Origin of the sequence: Azonexus hydrophilus (assembly GCF_038368255.1) — a bacterium.
In the GTDB taxonomy this organism is placed as follows: domain Bacteria; phylum Pseudomonadota; class Gammaproteobacteria; order Burkholderiales; family Rhodocyclaceae; genus Azonexus; species Azonexus hydrophilus.
In genome coordinates, this window is sequence record NZ_CP151406.1 from 1960322 (window position 1) to 1977139 (window position 16818).

The window sequence follows — 16818 nt, forward strand, 5'->3', positions numbered from 1 at the left end:
ATGCCGGCCCGGGATGTTGCTGCTGAGTTTCAGACGCGGTATTGGGCAACGATGTCGTGCATTTCCTGCGCCAGCTTGACCATTTCTTCCGAGGTGCCTGAAGTCGATTGCGCGGCGGCACTGTTTTCCTCGGCCATCTGCGCAATTTTCTCGACCTGTTGAGCGATGTCGGTGCTGGCGACGCCCTGTTCCCGGATGGCGCTGGTGATGTCGCTGACCATGCCAACCGTTTCTGTCGAACCGTTGCCAATTTCCTGCATCGCGCCGCTTGCCTGCTCAGCGTAACCGACACCGGAGGCAACTGCGCCTTCGACGCTCTGGATACTGTGTACAGCGCCCTGGGCGCCGCTGAGCATTTCCTGGATGGTTACGGCAATTTCCTGAGTCGAGTGGCCGGTTCGCTCGGCCAGCTTGCGCACTTCGTCAGCCACAACGGCGAAGCCGCGGCCCTGTTCGCCGGCACGCGCTGCCTCGATGGCGGCATTGAGAGCGAGCAGGTTGGTCTGGTCGGCGATGTCTTTGATCACGGAAACAATGGTGCTGATCTTCTCGCTTTGTTTCTCCAGTGCCGTCAGTTGCTCGGAAGCGCTTTGCACGGTGGTGGCAATGCCGTTGATCGACAGTACCGTCTCGCCGATGATGTTCTGGCCGCGTGCAGCGACGCTACCGGCGCTGGTTGCCAGACGGCGGGTGTCCTCGGCGCGGTCGGCGACGTGATTGACGCTGACGGTCATCTCTTCGACTGCCGCCGCCATGCTTGAGGCGGCTTCGCTCTGGTACTGGGAGGCAACCGACATCTGACGGGCCGCCGTCGATACCCGCTGAGCCGCTTGATTGACGGATTCAGCGTGCCTGGACATTTTGCGGAAGCTCTGCTGGAGGCGTTCGAGCAGGCCGTTGAAAGCGTGTGCGACCTTGGCCAGTTCATCGTTGCCGGCAACATCCAGGCGCCCGGTGAAGTCGAGGTCCTTCTCGATGCCGGTGAATATCGTCACCATCCGGTCGAGACCGCCTGAAACGTGACGGTAGATCAGCAGGCCGATGGTGGCTACAAGTAATCCGAGCAGCACGATGGCGCCGACGACCAGATTGATTGCTGTGTTGTGAATGTCGTAGGCATCCTTGGCGGCGCTTTCGGATTTGCTCTTTATATAGTTGGCGTGCTCGACCAGTGCGTTGGTCAGTCCGTTCACCGTCTGAGCGGCGTTGCGCCAAATGTCGGCTGCTTCCTCGCGTTTGCCGGCCAGTGCGGCTGCCATGTATTGCTTGGCGAATTCACCGTAGGCTTCGGCGGTTTTCTTGTCGCGGAGGAGGAATTCGCGGTCCTTGTCGTCGGAGATCAGTTTTTCATAATCGGCAAAAGCAGCGTTCATTTCTGCGATGCGCTCGTTGAAACGCTGGACAGACGCTTCCCGTTTGCTCTGTTCAACCTCGAGAAGAACATTGAGCAGGAATGGGCGGGCGCGCAGGAAAGCGATTTGCGCTTCCTCGAGTTTGAGGATGCCGGGAATGGTGACTTCGTTGGTTTCCTTGACGCCATTGTTGATCTTGGCCATCTGATAGAGACTGAAGCCTCCAAGGCCAATCAAGCCGGCAATCGCCAGTGCGATAAGCAGGACGATGCGCATTGCGATGCTCATGAAAACCTCCAGTGATATTTGTTCAAGTGTTGGGATAGTTAAGCCTCGTGATTCTAGGTTATTTATCGATCATAATCAATAATTATGAAAAAAATACCAAATGTAACCGTGCAATAATTTGTTACCAGTCATGCCGATGTTCTGAATTGGCATGGCGGCCATTTGCTTGACCGCCCTCGGGTATAATGCCCGCCTCTCCGCATCTAACCCGACCGCACACTCCATGGCCGACATCATTTGCCTCAAAGGCGACGCCGCCTTTTCCGCTTTCCGCCTGCAACGCCTGCTCGCCCGCCTGACGGCGGCGGTGGCTGACATCGAAGCGGTCACCGCCGACTACTGGCACGTCGTCGCGCAAAAGCGCGCGCTGTCTGCCGACGAGCGTGCCAAGCTGTCCAAGCTGCTGGAAGAAGTGCCGGCTGGCGAGGACAAGGGTGAGTTGTTCCTGGTGGCGCCGCGCATCGGTACCATTTCGCCGTGGTCGTCCAAGGCCACCGACATTGCCTTCAACTGCGATCTGGAACCGGCCATCGAGCGCATCGAGCGCGTCGTTGCCTTCCACGTGGTTGTGAAGCAAAACCGCGCGCTGACCGCTGACGAGCAGAAGCTCGTCGCCTGCCTGCTGCACGACCGCATGACCGAATCGGTGCTCGCCGGTTTTGCCGAAGCCGGCGAACTGTTCCGCCACTTTGCGCCGAAGCCGCTGGCGACTGTCGACGTGCTGGCCGGCGGCAAGGCCGCACTGGTCGAAGCCAACGGCACGCTGGGCCTGGCGCTGTCCGACGATGAAGTCGATTACCTGCTCGACATCTTCAGCAAGGCCGGCCGCAACCCGACCGACGTCGAACTGATGATGTTCGCGCAGGCCAATTCCGAGCACTGCCGCCACAAGATCTTCAACGCTTCCTGGGTCATCGACGGCGAGAAGAAAGACAAGACGCTGTTCGGCATGATCCGCGAAACGCACCAGGCCAACCCGCAAGGCACGGTGATGGCCTACGCCGACAACGCCTCGATCATCGAGGGCGCGACGATCCAGCGTTTCTATCCGGATGCCGACCGCGGCTACTCCTACAAGGAAGAGCTGACCCACATCCTGACCAAGGTCGAGACGCACAATCACCCGACGGCGATTTCGCCGTTCCCGGGTGCTTCCACCGGCTCCGGCGGCGAAATCCGCGACGAAGGCGCCACTGGCAAGGGGTCGAAGCCGAAGGCCGGCCTCTGTGGTTTCTCGGTCTCCAACCTGAACATTCCCGACGCAACCCAGCCTTGGGAAAAAGCCTACGGCCGCCCGTCGCGCATCGCTTCGGCGCTCGACATCATGCTCGAAGGTCCGATCGGCGCCGCCGCCTTCAACAACGAATTCGGCCGCCCGAACCTGACCGGTTATTTCCGCACCTACGAGCAGGACGTGGCCGGCACGGTGCGCGGCTATCACAAGCCGATCATGATTGCCGGCGGCCTCGGTTCCATCCAGGCCGAGCAGTCGTTCAAGGAAGAAATCTTCCCGGTCGGCACGCTGTTCGTGCAACTGGGCGGCCCCGGCATGCTGATCGGCCTGGGTGGCGGTGCTGCCTCGTCGATGACCGCCGGCGTCAATGCCGAAGACCTCGACTTCGCCTCGGTGCAGCGCGGCAACCCGGAAATCCAGCGCCGTGCCCAGGAGGTGATTGATCGCTGCTGGCAGATGGGCAAGGACAACCCGATTCTCTCCGTGCACGACGTCGGTGCCGGTGGCGTTTCCAACGCCCTGCCGGAACTCGCCCACTCGGGCGGCGTCGGTGCCAAGTTCGACCTGCGCAAGGTGCCGACCCTGGAGTCGGGCATGTCGCCGGCCGAAATCTGGTCCAACGAATCGCAGGAACGCTACGTGCTGGCTATTCCGCCCAACCGCATCGGCGAATTCCAGGCCATGTGCGAACGTGAGCGTTGCCCGTTCGCTGTCGTCGGCGAAGCTACCGGCGACGGCCACCTGACCGTTACCGACGCCCACTTCGGCGTTAATCCGGTCGACATGGAAATGGAAGCGCTGCTCGGCAAGCCGCCGCGCATGACGCGCGATGTCACGTCGCAGCCGTCGACCTTCGTGCCCTTCGACGCGGTTTCCATCGAACTCAAGGACGCCGCCTACCGCTTGATGCGTCTGCCGACCATCGCTGACAAGACCTTCCTGATCTCGATCGGCGACCGCTCGGTCGGCGGCATGACCGCGCGCGACCAGATGGTCGGCCCGTGGCAGGTGCCGGTGGCCGATGTCGCCGTGACCACGATGGGCTATCAGGGTTACCTCGGCGAAGCCTTCGCCATGGGCGAGCGCACGCCGCTGGCCGTGCTCGATGCACCGGCTTCCGGCCGCATGGCCATTGGCGAAGCGTTGACCAACCTGGCCGCTGCCGATGTCGGCAGCCTGGACAAGGTCAAGCTCTCCGCCAACTGGATGGCGCCGTGCGGCGTGCCGGGAGAGGACGCCCGCCTGTACGCGACGGTCGAAGGCATTGCCGAGCTGTGCAAGCAGATCGGCGTGTCGATACCGGTCGGCAAGGATTCGCTGTCGATGCGCACCGCTTGGGATGAGAACGGCGAGAAGAAGCAGGTCGTTTCACCGCTGTCGCTGATTGTTACCTCGTTCGCCGCCGTCGATGACGTGCGCAAGACGAAAACTCCGCTGCTCGCCACCGATCAGGGCGAAACCGAATTGCTGCTGCTCGACCTCGGCAAGAATCGCCTTGGCGGCTCGGCGCTGGCGCAGGTCTACAACGCCACCGGCGACGATGCGCCGGACGTCGATGAGCCGGCCAAGCTCAAGGGCATGTTCGACGCCGTGCAGAAGCTCAACCGCGACGGCCTGCTGCTCGCCTACCACGACCGTTCCGACGGCGGCCTGTTCGTCGCTGCTTGCGAAATGGCCTTCGCCAGCCGCCGTGGCGTCTCGCTCGACCTTGATGGCGTCTGCTTCGACGCTGCCGCACTCGACGTCGATGGCGCCGAGAAGCGCCCGGACCTGATGGCCGGCCGCGATTTCGAGCACATCGTCCGCGCGCTGTTCAATGAGGAACTCGGTGCGCTGATCCAGATCCGTCGTGCCGACCGCGAGAAGGTCACGCCGATTCTGCGTGCCTGCGGTGTGCCTTACCACTTCGTCGGCCACTTGAACGAGTGGGACGAAATCCGCGTCACCCGCAACGCCAAGCGCGTGCTGCGCGAGAAGCGTGTGGACCTGCAGCGTGCCTGGTCGGAAACCAGCTTCCGCATGCAGGCGATGCGCGACAACCCCGACTGCGCCCAGCAGGAATTCGACCGCATCCTCGATGTCGCCGACCCCGGCCTGACACCGAAGGTGACTTTCGATCCGCAGGAAGATTTCACCCAGGTCTACCGCGACATCAGCGGTCGCCCGCGCGTCGCCATCCTTCGCGAGCAGGGCGTCAACAGCCATTACGAAATGGCCGCCGCCTTCGATCGCGCCGGCTTCCAGTCGGTCGATGTGCATATGAGCGACATCCTCGCCGGCCGCGTCAGCCTCAAGGACTTCAAGGGCCTCGTTGCCTGCGGTGGCTTCTCCTACGGCGACGTGCTCGGTGCCGGCCAGGGCTGGGCCAAGACCATCCTGATGCACGACGGCTGTCGCGACGAGTTCGCTGCTTTCTTCAATCGTCCGGATACCTTCGCGCTCGGCGTCTGCAACGGCTGTCAGATGATGAGCGCGCTCAAGTCCATCATCCCCGGTGCCGAACACTGGCCGGCTTTCCGCCGCAATCAGGTCGAGCAGTTCGAAGCGCGTTTCGTGATGACCGAGGTGCTCGATTCGCCGTCGATCTTCTTCGCCGGCATGGAAGGCTCGCAGATCCCCATCGTCGTTTCGCACGGCGAAGGCCGCGCCGTTTTTGACAATGCCGACGACCAGGGTAAATGCCTGTCCGCGGTGCGCTACGTCGACAACAAGGGCGAGCCGACCGAGGTCTATCCGTACAACCCGAACGGTTCGCCGGGCGGCCTGACCGCCGTGACCACGGCCGACGGCCGGTTCACGATCATGATGCCGCACCCGGAGCGTGTCTTCCGCACCGTGCAGATGTCCTGGCACCCGGAAAACTGGGGTGAAGACAGCCCGTGGATGCGGATGTTCCGTAACGCCCGGCGCTGGGTCGGCTAAGCGCTGTTCGCCGCCCTCGGCGTCGGGGGCGGCTTAAGCGACGAAGCGCATCGACAGGTCGAGCGCTTTGACGTCCTTGGTCAGCGCCCCGACCGAGATGCGATCGACTCCGGTTTCGGCAATGGCGCGGATGGTTTCCAGGCTGACGTTGCCAGAGGCTTCGAGAATGGCGCGCCCGGCGTTGACGGCGACGGCCTCGCGCATCAGGTCGGGGGTGAAATTGTCGAGCAGGATCATCCGGGCGCCGGCAGCCAGCGCCTGGTTCAGTTCGTCGAGGTTTTCCACTTCGACCTGGATGAACTGGCAGCGGTCGGCGGCTTGCCCGGCGACCTGTTCGGCCGCCGCGTAGGCCTGGGCGATGCCACCGGCGGCATGGATGTGGTTTTCCTTGATCAGGATCGCATCCCACAACGCCAGCCGGTGGTTGCCGCCGCCGCCGGCGCGGACGGCGTATTTCTGGGCAATGCGCAGGCCGGGCAGGGTCTTGCGGGTGTCGACGACCTGCGCCCGGGTGCCGGCGATGGCGTCGGCGTAGATGCGGACCTTGCTGGCCACCGCCGACAGCAATTGCAGAAAGTTCAGCGCGCTGCGCTCGGCGGTCAGCAGGGCGCGGCCGTTACCGTCGATGGTGCATAACAGCTGATCGGCAGCGATCCGGTCACCGTCACCGGCCTGCCAGGTGATGCGGGCATCCTGGTCGAGGCGGCGCACGCATTCGTCAAACCAGGCCGTACCGCAAAGCACGCCGGCCTCCCGAGAAATGACCGTGGCCCGGACCTGACGGGCGCCGGGTACCAGGGAAGCGGTCAGGTCGCCGGGGCCGACATCCTCGGTCAGGGCGGCGTCGACATTGCGGGTGATTTCTGCGGCGAGCGGGTAGGCGAATTCTATGGACATCTCTGGGTTCCGGCGGCATGCTTAGGCGCGAATTGTACCGTCAGGGGCAGACAATGTCAGAAATCGTCGGGGTGTTTCACGTCAGTCTGGGGGTGATGGTCGTTCTGGTGCTGGCGGTGCTCCTGCTGTTCTGGTACCTGCGCGACGTCACCCAGAAGCGCCACACGGTCCTGCGCAATTTCCCCATTGTCGGCCATCTGCGTTTCTTCTTCGAAAGCCTGGGCGAATACTTCCGCCAGTACTTCTTCCTCGGTGACCGCGAGGAAATGCCCTTCAACCGGGCGACACGCGCCTGGGTCTATCGGCTGGCCAAGAACGAAGGCGGCATGATCGGCTTCGGTTCGACCTACGACATCAATCAGTCCGGGGCGCTGGTTTTTGTGAACGCCGCCTTTCCGGTGCTCGACAGCGATCACCGGCCGTCGCCGCCGGTGATGATCGGTGAAGGCTGGTGCGACAAGCCGTTTGCCGCCCGTTCGCTGATCAATATCAGCGGTATGAGCTTCGGCGCCATTTCCCGGCCGGCCGTCCGCGCCCTCTCGCAAGGCGCGGCCCTGGCCGGCTGCTACATGGATACCGGCGAAGGCGGGCTCAGCCCCTACCATCTCGAAGGGCGCTGCGACGTCATTTTCCAGATCGGCACGGCCAAGTACGGTGTCCGCGACGAAGCCGGTCGCCTGAGCGACCTGCGTCTGCGCGAACTGGCCGGGCACGAGCATGTCCGCGCCTTCGAGATCAAGCTGTCGCAGGGCGCCAAGCCGGGTAAAGGCGGGGTGCTGCCGGCGGCCAAGGTGACGGCCGAGATCGCCGCCATCCGCGGTATTCCGCTGGGCAAGGATTCGCTGTCGCCAAACCGTCATCCCGAGACCGGGACGATGGAGGAACTGCTCGACATGGTCGTGCATGTCCGCGAAGTGACCGGCAAGCCGGTCGGCATCAAGACTGCCATCGGCGGCTGGCAATTCATGCACGAACTGGCCGAAGCCGTCAGACGGCGCGGTTTGTGGAGCGCGCCGGATTTCCTCACCATCGATGGCGGCGAGGGCGGTTCGGGCGCGGCGCCGCAGGCACTGGCCGATCACATGGCCCTGTCGATCAACGAAGCGCTGCCGCGCGTGGTCGATGCGTTGATCGAAAACGGCTTGCGCGAGCGGATCAAGGTGATTGCCTCGGGCAAGCTGCTGACCCCGGCCAAGGTCGCCTGGGCATTGGCCTGTGGTGCCGATCTGGTCAATTCGGCCCGCGGCTACATGTTTGCGCTCGGCTGCATCCAGGCCTTGCGCTGTCACCAGAACACCTGTCCGACCGGCATCACCACGCACAACCAGAAACTGCAGCGCGGTCTGGTCGTCGAGGACAAGGCCGAGCGGGTTGCCCATTACACGCGCAACATGAACCAGGAAGTGGAAATGATCGCCCATGCCTGTGGGGTGCTGCATGCCCGGGAACTGCGCCGCGAGCATGTCCGCATCGTCCAGCCCAACGGCCAGAGTCAGGCGCTGAACATGCTCTATCCCTATCCGTCGCCGCCGGCGGCGGATTGAGGCTGCACTTCAACGCAGCCAGTCGTTGACCAGGCAGCGGGCGCTGTCGATGACTTCGCCGGCGGTCAGGCCGACCGGACCGATGCCGTCGGCGGCCAGCCGGTCGGCGGCTGCGCCGTGCAGATGCACCGCCGCCAGCAAGGCCTGTTCCGCCGGCCATTGCTGGGCCAGCAGGGTGGCGATCATGCCGCTCAGGACGTCGCCCATGCCGGCCGTGGCCATGCCCGGGTTGCCGGTGGTGTTGATCCACCAGCGGCCATCCGGTCCGGCGACAATCGTGCCGCAACCCTTGAGGGCGACCGGGCAACCGTAGCGCGCAGCCATCTCGCGGGCGGCGGCGATGCGATCAAGCTGCACCTCGCGCGTCGAGGCGCCGAGCAGACGGCCGGCCTCGGCCGGGTGCGGGGTCAGGATGGCCGGCGCGACGCGGTTGTAGAGGTTGCCTTCGAGGCGCCCGTCGCTGGCCAGGATGTTCAGGGCATCGGCATCGAGGACCAGAGGCAACGGGCATTTCAGGGCCTGCTCGACGCAATCGGCTGCGTTGCCGGCGGTGCCGAGCCCGGGGCCGCACACCAGTGCCTGCAGGTCGGCCTGGAAGAGCGTGTCGATGCGGCGGATCATCAGTTCCGGCTGGACCAGGTCCACGCTCGGTCCATCCGGGTCGAGCAGGCCGAGATAGACGCGGCCGGCGCCGAGCTTGAGCGCGGCACGACCGGCGAGCAGGGCGGCGCCGCTCATCGACTTGCCGCCACCGATGATGCCGACGCCGCCGAAGCTGCCCTTGTGCGAATTGCGGCGCCGGGGTTTGAGGCGCCCGGCGAAATCCTGGCGGCTGACGGTGTGGCCGTCGGCCGGGTCAGCGCCGGTCGTCTCGAGGTCGAGCGTGGCGATGGCGATTTCGCCGCAGTGGTCGGGACCGTCGGCGGTCAGCAGGCCGGGTTTGCCGGCGATGAAGGTCAGGGTGTGCGTGGCTTCGATGCAGATGCCGGGCCGGTTGCCGGTGTCGGCATCGAGACCGGACGGGCAGTCGAGCGCCAGCAGGGCGCAGCCATCACGGCGGGCGAGGCGGTTGGCCAGCGCGATCCACTCGGCGTAGATGCCTTCCGGCGCCCGTTTCAGTCCGATGCCGAACAGGCCATCGATGATCAGGCCCCAGTGCCGTTCGTCCTCCAGTGTCAGGGAAAACTCGCCGCCGGCGTCGGTGAAGCGCCGGCAGGCCGCAGCGGCGTCGGCCGGCAGTTGCTCCGCCTGGCCGGCGAACAGCACGCGAACATCGAAAAAGCGTTGGCGCAGCAGTCGGGCCGCCTCGAAGGCGTCGCCGCCATTGTTGCCGGGGCCCGCCAGCACCAGGATGGGGCGGTTACGCTCGCCGGCCAGCTGGCTGGCCAGGTCGGCGGCGGCTTGGCCAGCACGCTGCATCAGCGGCAGGTCGGCATGACGGGCCTCGATGCGGCGCAGCGATGGGCTCAGGAGGAGACGGGTGTCCATGCTGTGATTCTAGCGCCACATGGCGCGGCCGAGGCGGATCGTGGCGGCATGGATGCTGACCGTGTCATCGATGTTGCGCGCATAGCCGCCGGCCATGGCGACGGCCACCGGAATGGCGCCGTCCCGGCAGCGTTGGAAAACCAGCCGGTCGCGTTCCGCCAGGCCGTCCATGCTCAAGGCCAGGCGACCGAGCCGGTCGTCGGCATAGGGATCGGCACCGGCCAGATAGATGACCAGGTCGGGGCAAGCGAGATCGAAGGCGGTGTCCAGTCCATGCTCGAGCTGCGCCAGGTAGGCCGGGTCGCCGCAACCGTCGGGCAGCTCGATGTCGAGATCGCTGTTTTCCTTGGTGAACGGGTAGTTGCGGGCGCCGTGAATGGAAAAGGTGAAGATGTCGGGGTCGTCCCTGAGGATGGCGGCGGTGCCGTTGCCCTGGTGCACATCGCAATCGACGATCAGGATGCGCCCGGCCCGTCCTTCCGCCCGCATCGCCCGGGCGGCGACGGCAGCATCGTTGAAAACGCAGAAGCCCTCGCCATGGCCGGCAAAGGCGTGGTGGGTGCCGCCGGCCAGATTGGCGGCGATGCCCCGGCTGGCGCAGGCGGCACGGCAGGCGTCGATGCTGGCGCCGGCCGAGCGCCGGGAGCGCTCGACCATGCCCGGGCTCCACGGAAAGCCGATGGCCTTCTGCATCTTTTCGTCGACCTCGCCGAGGCTGATGCGCCGGATATAGTCAGCGTCGTGGGCGCGCTGCAGTTCCTCGTCGGTAGCGGCGTGCGGCAGATGGAAGTCGTCTGGTGAAAAATCGCCGCCGGCGAGCAGTGTCTGCCGCAGGCGGGCGTATTTCTCCATCGGGAAGCGATGCCCCGGCGGCAGCGGCAGAACGAAGACGTCGGTGTAGAAAAGCTGCATCGCGGCGGTCGGTGCGCGCCGGCACCGACCGGTGAGGTCAGTTCAGCGCGGCGGAAAGTTTGCGACGATATTCGCGGACGAGATCGTCGTACTGTTCGCCAGCCAGCGCCTCGAAGAACTGGAGCAGGGCCTTGCGCCCGGCGCCTTCGTCGAAGAAACGGTCGCGCCGGACCACTTCGAGCGCGGCGTCGAGTGCCTCGCGGAAACGGCTTTGCGCGGCGTAGGCCTTGGCCAGTTCGAGGCGCGTGGCGTGGTCGTCCGGGTTGGCGGCCAGCTTCGCTTCCAGCGGTTCGGTATCGGCAGCGCCCTGGGCCAGTGCCAGGCGGGCGCGCAGGGCGCCGGCGCGCTCCGGTTCGTCCTTGAATTCGCCAGCCAGCAACTGCGCGGCTTCGTCGTTGCGGCCCAGGTGCATCAATACCTCGATGGCGTCGAGTTGCACCGCCTGATCCTGCGGATTGGCCTGACTGGCCTCGACCAGCCTGGCCAGCGCTTCCTCGAACCGGCCTTCGGCGGCCAGGGCGGCGGCCTCTTCGCGCGGATTGGCGTTGTCGCCGGCGGGCAGGGCGATGCGGTCGAGAAACTGGCGGACCTGGCCTTCGGGCAGGGCGCCGTTGAATTCATCGACCAGTTGTCCCTGGAAAACGACCTTGACCGACGGAATGCTGCGCACGCCGAAATGGCCGGCCAGTTGGGGGTATTCGTCGGAATTGACCTTGGCCAGGAGGAAGCGGCCCTGGTATTCCTCGGCCAGTTTTTCCAGCATCGGCTTCAACGTCTGGCACGGGCCGCACCAGGGCGCCCAGAAATCGACCACCACCGGCACCTGCAGCGAGGCCTGCAGGACCTTGACTTCGAATTCCTCGATGGAGACGTCAAAAGAGAATTGGGACATGTGTGCTTTTCCGGTCTGTTTCAGTTGCCGGGTATTTTAACGGAGACTGGCGGAAGCGGCGGACGGCTTTCGCTCCCGGCATGTTTTCGGCTATCATTCTGCTTTCCCGCAGCCTGTCTTTCCATGACCAAATACGTTTTCGTTACAGGTGGTGTCGTGTCCTCACTGGGCAAAGGCATCGCCGCCGCGTCGCTCGGGGCCATTCTGGAATCCCGCGGCATCAAGGTTACCCACCTCAAGCTTGACCCCTACATCAACGTCGACCCCGGCACGATGAGTCCCTTCCAGCACGGAGAGGTCTTCGTCACCGAGGATGGCGCCGAGACCGATCTCGATCTGGGGCATTACGAGCGCTTCACCAGCGCCAAGATGACCAAGCGCAACAACTTCACCACCGGCCAGGTTTACGACACGGTCCTGAAGAAAGAGCGCCGCGGTGAATATCTCGGCAAGACGGTGCAGGTCATCCCGCACATCACCGACGAGATCAAGGGCAAGGTCAAGGCCGGCGCCGAGGGTGCCGACGTGGCCATCGTCGAGGTCGGCGGCACGGTCGGCGACATCGAGTCTCTGCCCTTCCTGGAAGCCATCCGCCAGATGGGCATCGAGGAAGGCCGCAACAACGTCTGCTACATGCACCTGACGCTGCTGCCCTACATCCCGACCGCCGGCGAACTGAAGACCAAGCCGACCCAGCACTCGGTCAAGGAACTGCGCGAGATCGGCATCCAGCCGGACATCCTGCTGTGCCGTGCCGACCGCTCGATTCCGGTCGAGGAGCGGCGCAAGATCGCGCTGTTCTGCAACGTCATGCCGGAAGCCGTCATCGAGTGTCTCGACGCCGACTCCATCTACAAGATCCCGGGCATGCTGCACGAGCAGATGCTCGACGAAATCGTCTGCCACAAGCTCGGCATCCTGGCCAAGGCGGCCGACCTGTCGGTCTGGGAAAACCTGATCGTAGCGCTGGAGCATCCGCTGCACCAGGTGAAGATCGCCTTCGTCGGCAAGTACGTCGATCTGACCGAGTCCTACAAGTCGCTGATCGAAGCCATCAAGCATGCCGGCATCCACACGCGCAGCGAAGTGAACATCGTCTATCTCGATTCGGAAGAGATCGAGAAGAACGGCACCGGCGTGCTCGAGAGCATGGACGCCATTCTCGTGCCGGGCGGTTTCGGCCGCCGCGGTACCGAAGGCAAGATCGCCGCGATCCGCTACGCCCGCGAGAACAAGGTGCCGTATCTGGGCATCTGTCTCGGCATGCAGATGGCCGTCGTCGAATTCGCCCGCCATGTCGCCGGCCTGAAGGACGCGCACTCGACCGAGTTCGTCGCCGACACGCCGTACCCGGTGATCGGCCTGATCACCGAGTGGCTCGACGCCTCCGGCAAGATCGAGAAGCGCAGCGAGGATTCCGACATCGGCGGCACCATGCGCCTCGGCGCCCAGGTCTGCCAGCTCAAGGAGGGTTCGCTGGCCCGCCAGATCTACGGCGCTGCAGAGATCACCGAGCGTCACCGCCATCGCTATGAAGTGAACAACACGCTGCTGGCGCAACTGGAAGACAAGGGCCTGGTCGTTGCCGGCCGGGCGCCGGGCACCGACCTGTGCGAAATGGTTGAACTGCCGGCCGATGTCCATCCATGGTTCGTCGGTTGCCAGTTCCATCCGGAATTCACCTCCAATCCGCGCCAGGGACATCCGCTGTTCACGTCCTACGTCAAGGCCGCACTGGCCAGCAAGCAGGGCAAGAACTGATGAAACTCTGCGGTTTCGAGGCTGGTCTTGACCAGCCTTTTTTCCTGATCGCCGGCCCTTGTACCGCCGAGTCGGAACAGTTGTGCGTCGATGTCGCCGGCCGCATGAAGGAAATCTGCGCCCGCCTGGGTGTCAATTACATCTTCAAGGCCTCCTACGACAAGGCCAACCGCAGCTCCGGCAAGTCGGTGCGCGGCCCCGGCATCGATGGCGGCCTGAAGATTCTTGAAGCCGTGCGCGCCCAGGTCGGTGTGCCGGTGCTGACCGATGTCCATGATGGCAACGACGTCGCCCAGGTGGCGAGCGTGGTCGACGTGCTGCAGACGCCGGCCTTCCTCTGCCGGCAGACCGATTTCATCCACGCCGTGGCGTCCTGCGGCAAGCCGGTGAATATCAAGAAGGGCCAGTTCCTGGCGCCGGGCGACATGAAGAATGTCGTCGACAAGGCGCGCGAAGTGAACGGCGGCGCCGACAACATCATGGTCTGCGAACGCGGTGCCAGCTTCGGCTACAACAACCTCGTTTCCGACATGCGCTCGCTGGCGATTATGCGCGATACCGGTTGCCCGGTGGTATTCGATGCCACCCACTCGGTGCAGTTGCCGGGCGGGCAGGGTACGGTTTCCGGTGGTCAGCGCGAATTCGTTCCGGTTCTGGCGCGGGCGGCGGTGGCGGTGGGGATTTCCGGCCTGTTCATGGAAACCCATCCCTGCCCGGAAAAGGCCTTCTCCGACGGCCCGAATTCCTGGCCGCTGGATCGCATGGAAAGCCTGCTGGCGACCCTGGTGGCGCTGGACAAGGCCGCCAAATCGGCCGGTTTTGAAGAATTGAAATTCTAATAATTTACTTTAATTTGTTCTTTCAACCTTCTGTTTACAAGGAAGAAATATGAGTTCTATCGTTGATGTTGTCGCCCGCGAGATCCTGGATTCCCGTGGCAATCCCACGGTCGAGGCCGATGTCCTGCTCGAGTCCGGCGTCATGGGCCGTGCGGCTGTTCCGTCGGGCGCTTCGACCGGCACCCGCGAAGCCATCGAACTGCGTGACGGCGACAAGAGCCGTTACCTCGGCAAGGGCGTGATGCAGGCCGTCGAGAACATCAACACCGAGATCTCGGAAGCGATCATCGGTCTCGACGCTCAGGAACAGGCCTTCATCGACCAGACCATGATCGAACTCGACGGCACCGACAACAAGTCGCGTCTCGGCGCCAACGCCATCCTGGCCGTGTCGATGGCTGTCGCCAAGGCCGCTGCCGAAGAATCCGGTCTGCCGCTGTACCGCTACTTCGGCGGCATGGCGCCGATGCAGATGCCGGTGCCGATGATGAACATCATCAACGGCGGCGAGCACGCCAACAACAGCCTGGACATCCAGGAATTCATGGTCATGCCGGTCGGTGCCAACACCTTCCGCGAAGCCCTGCGTTGCGGCGCTGAAATCTTCCACGCGCTGAAGAAGCTGCTCGACAAGGCCGGTCACTCGACCGCCGTCGGCGACGAAGGCGGTTTCGCCCCGAACCTCGGTAGCCACGCCGAAGCCCTGCAGATCATCATGCAGGCGATTGAGGCCGCCGGTTACGTGCCCGGCCAGGACGTCCTGCTGGCCCTCGACTGCGCTGCTTCCGAGTTCTACAAGGACGGCAAGTATCACCTGTCCGGCGAAGGCCTGCAGCTGACCTCGGCCCAGTTCGTCGATTACCTGGCCAACCTGGCTGACCAGTTCCCGATCGTCTCGATCGAGGACGGCATGTCGGAAGCCGACTGGGACGGCTGGAAGCTGCTGACCGAGCGTCTGGGTTCCAAGGTGCAGATCGTCGGCGACGACATCTTCGTCACCAACACCCGCATCTTCAAGGAAGGCATCCAGAAGGGCATCGCCAACGCCATCCTGATCAAGATCAACCAGATCGGCACGCTGTCGGAAACCTTCGCCGCCGTCGAAATGGCCAAGCGCGCTGGTTACACTGCCGTGATCTCGCATCGCTCGGGCGAGACCGAAGACAGCACCATCGCCGACATCGCCGTCGGCCTCAACGCCGGCCAGATCAAGACCGGTTCGCTGTCCCGTTCGGACCGCATCGCCAAGTACAACCAGCTGATCCGCATCGAGGAAGATCTGGGCGATACCGCTTCCTATCCGGGCCGCGAGACTTTCTACAACCTGCGCTGATCGCTCATGCGCTGGCTGACGGTCGGCCTTCTTGCCGTGATCGTCCTCCTCCAGTACCCGTTGTGGCTGGGTAAGGGAGGATGGTTGAAGGTATGGGAGTACGACCGTCAGTTGAAGGTCCAGCGGGAGGAAACCCGCAAGCTGGAAATCCGTAACGCGGGCCTCGATGCCGAGGTCCGCGATCTCAAGCAGGGCTACGATGCCATCGAGGAGCGCGCGCGCTTTGAACTCGGCATGGTGAAACAGGACGAAGTGTTTGTCCAGATACCCGACGAGCCCGCCGGCGAGCGCCGGTAAATCGCTTCAAACCTTGTAGCCACCGCCATTTTGCTCAGCTAGAATCGTTCTCAGCAGTCCCACGCTGAGCACTCAAGGAGAACGATATGCTGCTCAAGAATGGCGATAAGGCCCCGACATTCAGCTTGCCGGATGCTGATATGGAGACTGTCGATCTGGCGAGCTTTCAGGACAAACAACACCTTGTCCTGTTGTTCTACCCCAAGGACGGAACACCCTCCTGTACGCGTGAAGTCACCGATTTTTCGGACCATGAGGTAGATTTCCGGAAACACGGGTGCGCCATTCTCGGCATCAACCGGGAAGACTGTCTCAAGCATCAGGAATTCAGGGACAGGGAAGGTATCGGTATCAATCTGCTGTCCGACGCCGAAGGCGAAGTTTGCCGGCAATACGGCGTCTGGCAGACGAGGGAGGTGGATGGGCAGCCGAAAACCGGCATCGTCCGTTCAACCTTCGTCATCGATCGCAGCGGCGTCATCCGCCATGCGCTTTACAACGTCAATTTCAAGGGTCATGCCCAGGAAGTACTGGCCCTAGTCAAGGAACTCAACTCATGAACCAACTGGTTGACCGCAATACCGTCATCACCCTCGACTACCATGTCACCGATCCCGATGGCGAAGTCGTGGACGAAGGTCGCGATCCGCTCGTCTATCTGCACGGCGGCTACGACGACATCTTCCCCAAGATCGAAGAAGCCCTGCAGGGCAAGAGTGTCGGCGAGTCGGTCCAGGTCAAACTGCAGCCCGACGAAGCTTTCGGCGAATACGATCCGCAACTCGTCCAGATCGAGCCGCGCAAGGATTTCCCCAAGGAACTCCAGGTCGGCATGCAGTTCGAAGGCGGTCCGGAAGACGGTAGCGACGAAGAGTTCGTGATCTATCGCGTGACCGACATTGAAGGCGACAAGGTCGTCCTCGACGGCAATCATCCGCTCGCCGGCAGCGCCCTGGTATTCACCTGCACCGTCACCGCCATCCGCCCGGCCAGCGCCGAGGAAATCGAGCACGGCCACGTGCATGGCGCCGACGACGAGGACGGCTGCGACCACTAAGC

Annotated in this window: 13 protein-coding genes; 8 read left to right on the forward strand and 5 right to left on the reverse strand. The window is 63.7% G+C overall.

Features of this window, described 5'->3' with window-relative positions:
• Window positions 1-29: 29 nt before the first annotated feature.
• On the reverse strand, window positions 30-1640 hold the full coding sequence (locus AADV58_RS09375) for a methyl-accepting chemotaxis protein (protein ID WP_341743003.1): 1611 nt from the start codon (window positions 1638-1640) through the stop codon (window positions 30-32).
• A gap of 223 nt (window positions 1641-1863) precedes the next feature.
• Here AADV58_RS09375 and purL point away from each other — a divergent pair, with 223 nt between their 5' ends.
• On the forward strand, window positions 1864-5796 hold the full coding sequence (purL, locus tag AADV58_RS09380; protein WP_341743004.1) for a phosphoribosylformylglycinamidine synthase: 3933 nt from the start codon (window positions 1864-1866) through the stop codon (window positions 5794-5796).
• Between the two features lie 33 nt (window positions 5797-5829).
• Here purL and nadC read toward each other — a convergent pair whose 3' ends face one another.
• A complete protein-coding gene (gene nadC, locus AADV58_RS09385; protein WP_341743005.1) occupies window positions 5830-6693 on the reverse strand; it encodes a carboxylating nicotinate-nucleotide diphosphorylase in 864 nt (287 codons plus the stop codon).
• A 53-nt stretch (window positions 6694-6746) separates the two neighbouring features.
• Here nadC and AADV58_RS09390 point away from each other — a divergent pair, with 53 nt between their 5' ends.
• On the forward strand, window positions 6747-8237 hold the full coding sequence (locus AADV58_RS09390; protein WP_298393438.1) for an FMN-binding glutamate synthase family protein: 1491 nt from the start codon (window positions 6747-6749) through the stop codon (window positions 8235-8237).
• Window positions 8238-8246: 9 nt separating this feature from the next.
• On the opposite strand, the gene AADV58_RS09395 is transcribed toward AADV58_RS09390, so the two are convergent.
• The 3 genes from AADV58_RS09395 to AADV58_RS09405 are packed head-to-tail and all read right to left on the reverse strand — an operon-like array spanning window position 8247 to window position 11529.
• Window positions 8247-9725 (reverse strand): NAD(P)H-hydrate dehydratase, encoded by a 1479-nt coding sequence (locus AADV58_RS09395; RefSeq protein ID WP_341743006.1) that lies wholly within the window; start codon window positions 9723-9725, stop codon window positions 8247-8249.
• Window positions 9726-9734: 9 nt separating this feature from the next.
• Window positions 9735-10637, reverse strand: a complete 903-nt coding sequence (locus tag AADV58_RS09400) for a histone deacetylase (protein ID WP_341743007.1) — start codon at window positions 10635-10637, stop codon at window positions 9735-9737.
• Between the two features lie 37 nt (window positions 10638-10674).
• Window positions 10675-11529: a tetratricopeptide repeat protein gene (locus tag AADV58_RS09405; protein ID WP_341743008.1), complete on the reverse strand. Its 855-nt coding sequence runs from the start codon at window positions 11527-11529 to the stop codon at window positions 10675-10677.
• A 123-nt stretch (window positions 11530-11652) separates the two neighbouring features.
• On the opposite strand from AADV58_RS09405, the gene AADV58_RS09410 reads away from it, so the two are divergent.
• The 6 genes from AADV58_RS09410 (at window position 11653) to AADV58_RS09435 (ending at window position 16816) form a co-directional block, all read left to right on the forward strand.
• A complete protein-coding gene (locus AADV58_RS09410) occupies window positions 11653-13290 on the forward strand; it encodes a CTP synthase (protein WP_341743009.1) in 1638 nt (545 codons plus the stop codon).
• On the forward strand, window positions 13290-14129 hold the full coding sequence (kdsA, locus tag AADV58_RS09415) for a 3-deoxy-8-phosphooctulonate synthase (protein WP_028995654.1): 840 nt from the start codon (window positions 13290-13292) through the stop codon (window positions 14127-14129). Before AADV58_RS09410 ends, kdsA begins: the two co-directional genes overlap by 1 nt.
• 49 nt (window positions 14130-14178) lie before the next feature.
• The gene (gene eno / locus AADV58_RS09420; RefSeq protein ID WP_341743010.1) at window positions 14179-15462 is read left to right on the forward strand and encodes a phosphopyruvate hydratase; all 1284 of its coding nucleotides are present in this window, start codon (window positions 14179-14181) and stop codon (window positions 15460-15462) included.
• Window positions 15463-15468: 6 nt separating this feature from the next.
• Entirely contained in the window at window positions 15469-15759 is a 291-nt protein-coding gene (gene ftsB, locus AADV58_RS09425) for a cell division protein FtsB (RefSeq protein ID WP_028995652.1), read from the forward strand.
• Between the two features lie 89 nt (window positions 15760-15848).
• Entirely contained in the window at window positions 15849-16319 is a 471-nt protein-coding gene (locus AADV58_RS09430) for a peroxiredoxin (protein ID WP_341744542.1), read from the forward strand.
• Window positions 16316-16816, forward strand: a complete 501-nt coding sequence (locus AADV58_RS09435; RefSeq protein ID WP_341743011.1) for a peptidylprolyl isomerase — start codon at window positions 16316-16318, stop codon at window positions 16814-16816. The genes AADV58_RS09430 and AADV58_RS09435 overlap by 4 nt, the downstream gene beginning before the upstream one ends.
• The last annotated feature ends 2 nt before the right edge of the window (window positions 16817-16818 follow it).

Excerpts from the sequence above, each read along its gene's own strand:
- AADV58_RS09375 (WP_341743003.1), bottom strand. The coding sequence starts at position 1,640 with ATGAGCATCGCAATGCGCATCGTCCTGCTTATCGCACTGGCGATTGCC.
- purL (WP_341743004.1), top strand. The coding sequence starts at position 1,864 with ATGGCCGACATCATTTGCCTCAAAGGCGACGCCGCCTTTTCCGCTTTC.
- nadC (WP_341743005.1), bottom strand. The coding sequence starts at position 6,693 with ATGTCCATAGAATTCGCCTACCCGCTCGCCGCAGAAATCACCCGCAAT.
- AADV58_RS09390 (WP_298393438.1), top strand. The coding sequence starts at position 6,747 with ATGTCAGAAATCGTCGGGGTGTTTCACGTCAGTCTGGGGGTGATGGTC.
- AADV58_RS09395 (WP_341743006.1), bottom strand. The coding sequence starts at position 9,725 with ATGGACACCCGTCTCCTCCTGAGCCCATCGCTGCGCCGCATCGAGGCC.
- AADV58_RS09400 (WP_341743007.1), bottom strand. The coding sequence starts at position 10,637 with ATGCAGCTTTTCTACACCGACGTCTTCGTTCTGCCGCTGCCGCCGGGG.
- AADV58_RS09405 (WP_341743008.1), bottom strand. The coding sequence starts at position 11,529 with ATGTCCCAATTCTCTTTTGACGTCTCCATCGAGGAATTCGAAGTCAAG.
- AADV58_RS09410 (WP_341743009.1), top strand. The coding sequence starts at position 11,653 with ATGACCAAATACGTTTTCGTTACAGGTGGTGTCGTGTCCTCACTGGGC.
- kdsA (WP_028995654.1), top strand. The coding sequence starts at position 13,290 with ATGAAACTCTGCGGTTTCGAGGCTGGTCTTGACCAGCCTTTTTTCCTG.
- eno (WP_341743010.1), top strand. The coding sequence starts at position 14,179 with ATGAGTTCTATCGTTGATGTTGTCGCCCGCGAGATCCTGGATTCCCGT.
- ftsB (WP_028995652.1), top strand. The coding sequence starts at position 15,469 with ATGCGCTGGCTGACGGTCGGCCTTCTTGCCGTGATCGTCCTCCTCCAG.
- AADV58_RS09435 (WP_341743011.1), top strand. The coding sequence starts at position 16,316 with ATGAACCAACTGGTTGACCGCAATACCGTCATCACCCTCGACTACCAT.